The 4,154-nt window shown below is 49.3% G+C and carries 4 protein-coding genes; 2 read left to right on the forward strand and 2 right to left on the reverse strand.

All coding sequences use genetic code 11. The features are described from left to right. Together ACKOVI_RS06370 and ACKOVI_RS06375 are read right to left on the reverse strand one after the other, a co-directional pair. Positions 1 to 470, reverse strand: a 470-nt coding sequence (locus ACKOVI_RS06370; protein ID WP_509603249.1) for a TlpA family protein disulfide reductase, incomplete at its 3' end; no start/stop codon positions are given. 10 nt (positions 471 to 480) lie between these two features. Further along, positions 481 to 1,101 (reverse strand): histidine phosphatase family protein, encoded by a 621-nt coding sequence (locus ACKOVI_RS06375; RefSeq protein ID WP_509603250.1) that lies wholly within the window; start codon positions 1,099 to 1,101, stop codon positions 481 to 483. A gap of 62 nt (positions 1,102 to 1,163) precedes the next feature. Here ACKOVI_RS06375 and ACKOVI_RS06380 point away from each other — a divergent pair, with 62 nt between their 5' ends. Beyond that, complete coding sequence (locus tag ACKOVI_RS06380; RefSeq protein ID WP_509603251.1) at positions 1,164 to 1,928, forward strand: HAD family hydrolase; 765 nt, start codon at positions 1,164 to 1,166, stop codon at positions 1,926 to 1,928. A gap of 45 nt (positions 1,929 to 1,973) precedes the next feature. Beyond that, on the forward strand, positions 1,974 to 4,154 hold the full coding sequence (locus tag ACKOVI_RS06385; RefSeq protein ID WP_509603252.1) for a helicase-associated domain-containing protein: 2,181 nt from the start codon (positions 1,974 to 1,976) through the stop codon (positions 4,152 to 4,154).

A 4,154-nucleotide genomic window follows, 5' to 3' on the forward strand; every position in this document is an offset into this window, starting at 1 on the left:
CCTGCTACTAATCCATTCTTATCTAATACAAGAGTTGTGGGGATGGCATTTGCTGGAAGGGACTTACTAAATCCAATAAGAACAGAGTCATCAATCAGAGTTGGATATGGGCTCTTATTCTTGCGCACAAATGCCTCTGCATTGACCGGGTTATCTCTCGTCAAAATGCCGAGAAAGTTGACCTCCGGATATTGATTGGCGAGCGCAGAGAGTGTTGGCTCTTCTGCGCGACACGGTGAGCACCAGGAAGCCCACACATTGACGACTGCAATCGCATTCTTCGGCAGGGAATATTGGCTACCGAGTAGCGTCATACCTTTGAGATCTGGCGCTGCAATTCGATCTTTAACTGCGATATAAGAAGTTGCTCCATTGCCTGCGACAAAACTTTCCTCCGCAGTAGTTACCCCTGAATTTCCGCAACCGGAGAGAAGCAAGAGTGCAGCAAGTGCAGCGCCAAGCTTCTTCATATTGATTTCCTTACTTCTTTGGGAGCAGATGTGCAGCAGGCTCTGAATAGGAAGTTCCGCTGATGAGTCCTTCATCGTCAAAGTGGATTGAAGTGACCGAAGCCAAAGTGCATTCGCGCTTACGGGGATCGTGAATCAGTCGACGACCCTCAATTGCGCTTCGCAAAATCCAAATTGGCAGCTGATGTGAAACGACAATTGCATCTTTATCGCCTGCAGCTTTCTTTGCATCAAATACCGCTTCCAACATGCGATTGATCTGCTCTTCATACGGCTCGCCCCAAGAAGGCTTCCAAGGGTTATACAAATATCTCCATGCAGATGGGTGCTTGAGAACTCCATCACCAATACCAAATGGCTTACCTTCAAATATATTTGCTGCTTCGATTAATCGTTCATCGGTATGTATTCCGATTGAATGTGCCTTAGCGATTGGTGCTGCAGTCTCTTGAGCACGTTGCAATGGTGAGACATGCAGTGCACCGAGATTGATCGCCTTCGACCACTCACCGAGAGCTTGCGCCATCTCTTGCCCACGCGCTGATAAGCGCCATCCTGGTTGGCGGCCGTAGAGAATCTTCTGAGGATTTTCAACCTCGCCATGGCGAACAACATGCACCGTAGAACTCATGAGCTAAGCATAAAGCGTGAAGTCGAAGCCCTTTCTCACTCAGCAATCGCTAAGGTTGGGACATGGCGCTCAAACCCACTCGTGCTGCCTTCTTTGATGTAGATAACACCCTCGTTCGTGGGTCCACTCTCTACTTTCTCGGAAGAGGTATGTATCAACGAGGTTATTTCACAAAAGCTGATATCTCGCGCTTTGTTGTCGCCAATCTCCGTTTCCGAATGACCGGAATGGAGAAGCAAGAGGTCATTGAAAGATTCCAGAAAGCTGCGACGGATTTTGTTGGCGGTCACCACGTGAGTGACATCCTCGCTCTTGGTGAAGAGATTTACGACGAATATGTTTCACCAAAATTATGGGAGCGCACATGTGAAATTGCACGAGGACATCTCGCACGAGGTGAAGATGTCTGGCTCGTAACAGCTGCGCCGCAAGATATGGCCGAGATCATCGCCAACCGACTTGGATTTACTGGAGCCGTTGGTAGCAAGGTAATTATTAAGGATGGAATCTATACCGGCGAGCTCGATGGAAAACTTCTTCATGGCACAGAGAAGGCAGTTGCAATTCGCGCACTTGCAGAGGTAAATGGTTACGACCTCAATGAGTGTTACTCATATTCAGATAGCCATAACGATCTTCCGCTTCTCACCGCAGTTGGAAATCCATCCGCAATCAATCCTGATGCCATTCTTCGCATCAAGGCTCTCGCTGAAGGTTGGCCAGTCCATGACTTCCGTCGAGCCCGCCACCTCAATCGCTTACTGGGTCCTGCAGTAAGTCGCCTCGCAGCCCTTGCTGCCTTGCTTGTTCCACGCAAGCACCGCTAACTCAATTCGCCCCGCAAGGCCATACCCCGCTAATGTAGGCAGGTTATGGAAATTCGCTCTTACGCCGATTACCTGCGCTCACTCAGTGATGACGCGTTGATTGCGCTTTTCGAAAGTAGAAGTGATCTGACCTCGCCTGTTCCTTCGGATATCGCAAGTCTTGCGGTGCGAGCATCTTCAATTCCATCGCTCGTGCGCGCAATCGATTCCCTCAATAAGTGGCAGTTGCAGGTGCTCGAAGCAGCAGCAGTATTAACAGAGCCATTTACTGAGAAAGAGCTACTTCAGCACACTGATAAAACAGCCAAGTTTGCTATCGCAGCTCTTGTAGATCGCGCACTTATCTATTTAGGGCACGACGGTTACCGCATACCTAATAATGTTCGTGAAGTTCTTGGCAATGAAATAGCAGGGCTCGGAACTCCGGCAATGCAGAAGTTAAAGTTAAAAGATTTGGAGAACGCTCCTGCTGCATCAAAGAAAGTTCTTGATGCGATGGTGTGGGGTCCTCCTCGAGGCGCAGTTGCAGATGTCAAGAAACCAAATCCTGGTTTGAAATGGTTGATGGATCAAGGTTTCGTATCGCCAGTAAATCAGCAGACAGTTGTTCTCCATCGTGAAGTTGCACTAGCCCTTCGTGGCAATAAAGTGCACCGTGAGCTCCTTATAACTCAGCCTGCAATCGAAGGTCGCACCGTTGATCAAAAGAACTTACAGCTTGCCGCAATTGCAAACATCACTACCTTTCTCCGCTGGACTGAAGAAGTACTGAACTTCTGGAGTCAAGAGCCTGCAACAGCGCTCAAGGCAGGGGGAATCGGTGTTCGCGATTTGCGTGATCTCTCCCAGCACCTAGGAGTTGAGACAGAGTGTGCGTCATTCGTAATTGAAGTGGCTTACATCTCCGGTCTTGTGACCATCGATCCCGATGATCGAGTACTTCCGACACATCAATTTGATATTTGGCTTGCGCAACCTGCAGCAGTGAAATGGGAGAACTTGGTCTCCGCATGGTTGATTACATCTCGCCTCAGCGGATTAGCAGCAGCGCCAATGGGGCCAGAGCTCGATCGCAGCACGGCAGCTCCCATTCGCAGAAAAGTTTTAACTCTTCTAGATGAGTCTTCACCTGTTGCACCAACACTTGAATCACTTCGTGCGGCTACTCAGTGGAATCTTCCCTATCGACGTACAGGTGGAATTCCAGCCGAATACATCGAATGGATTGCGCGTGAAGCCGAATGGCTGGGTATCACAGGGCAAGGTGCGCTATCTCCTTATGGTGCACTGCTTTTAGCTGGTGATGCACTTGAAGTTATCGATAGCGATCTTCCAGCAACTGTCGATCACATCTTGATTCAGAGCGATAACACTGCAATTGCTCCAGGACCGCTAGAGCATGAAATTTCACAAGAACTCGATCTCATCGCAGATATCGAATCTCGTGGCGCGGCAACAGTTTTCCGATTCTCCGAAAGTTCCCTGCGTCGTGGACTTGACCACGGTCGAACCGGCGACGAAATTCTTGTCTTTTTAAAGAAGACTTCTAAAACGCCTGTGCCCCAACCTCTTGAGTACCTCATCGGAGATATTTCTAAGAAGCACGGAAAGTTGCGAGTTGGAATTGCCTCATCCTTTATTCGTTGCGAAGACACTGCCCTCATCACACAGATTCTTCGCGACAAAAAAGTTGAATCACTGGGATTGCGGCGTATTGCACCTGAGGTGATGATCTGTACTCACGATGCACATGATGCGATGCAGGTTCTGCGTGATGCTGGGTATCTACCGGCTGGCGAAGATTCTCAAGGGCTCTTACTGAGTGGGCCACGTGTCCAACGTGCACAGACGAAAGCTCGTCCTCCACGCATTATTGGTGAATTCGAACAACCGGAGCGAGCGCTACTTGAGATTGCAGTTCGCACGATTCGCACCGGAGAGAAATCATCTGCGAAACAGAGCACCCTTCGAGATATTTCTCAGGAGGCACTTGGAAGTCTTCCGCGCACCACTGCCAATGAAACTTTGGACCTTCTGACCAAGCATCTGAAAGAGAGCCCGACAAAATCGCTCTCTATTGGTTATGCCGATAACAATGGTCTTGTCTCGCACCGCATTATTGATCCACTCAAGATTTCAGCTGGTTCATTGATGGCTCGAGATCACGCCACTGGCGAGGTTCTCACCTTCAGAATTCCGCGTATTACGGGGGTTGCAACCTTATGA

This window comes from Candidatus Planktophila sp. (genome assembly GCF_046070465.1).
Lineage (GTDB): Bacteria > Actinomycetota > Actinomycetes > Nanopelagicales > Nanopelagicaceae > Planktophila.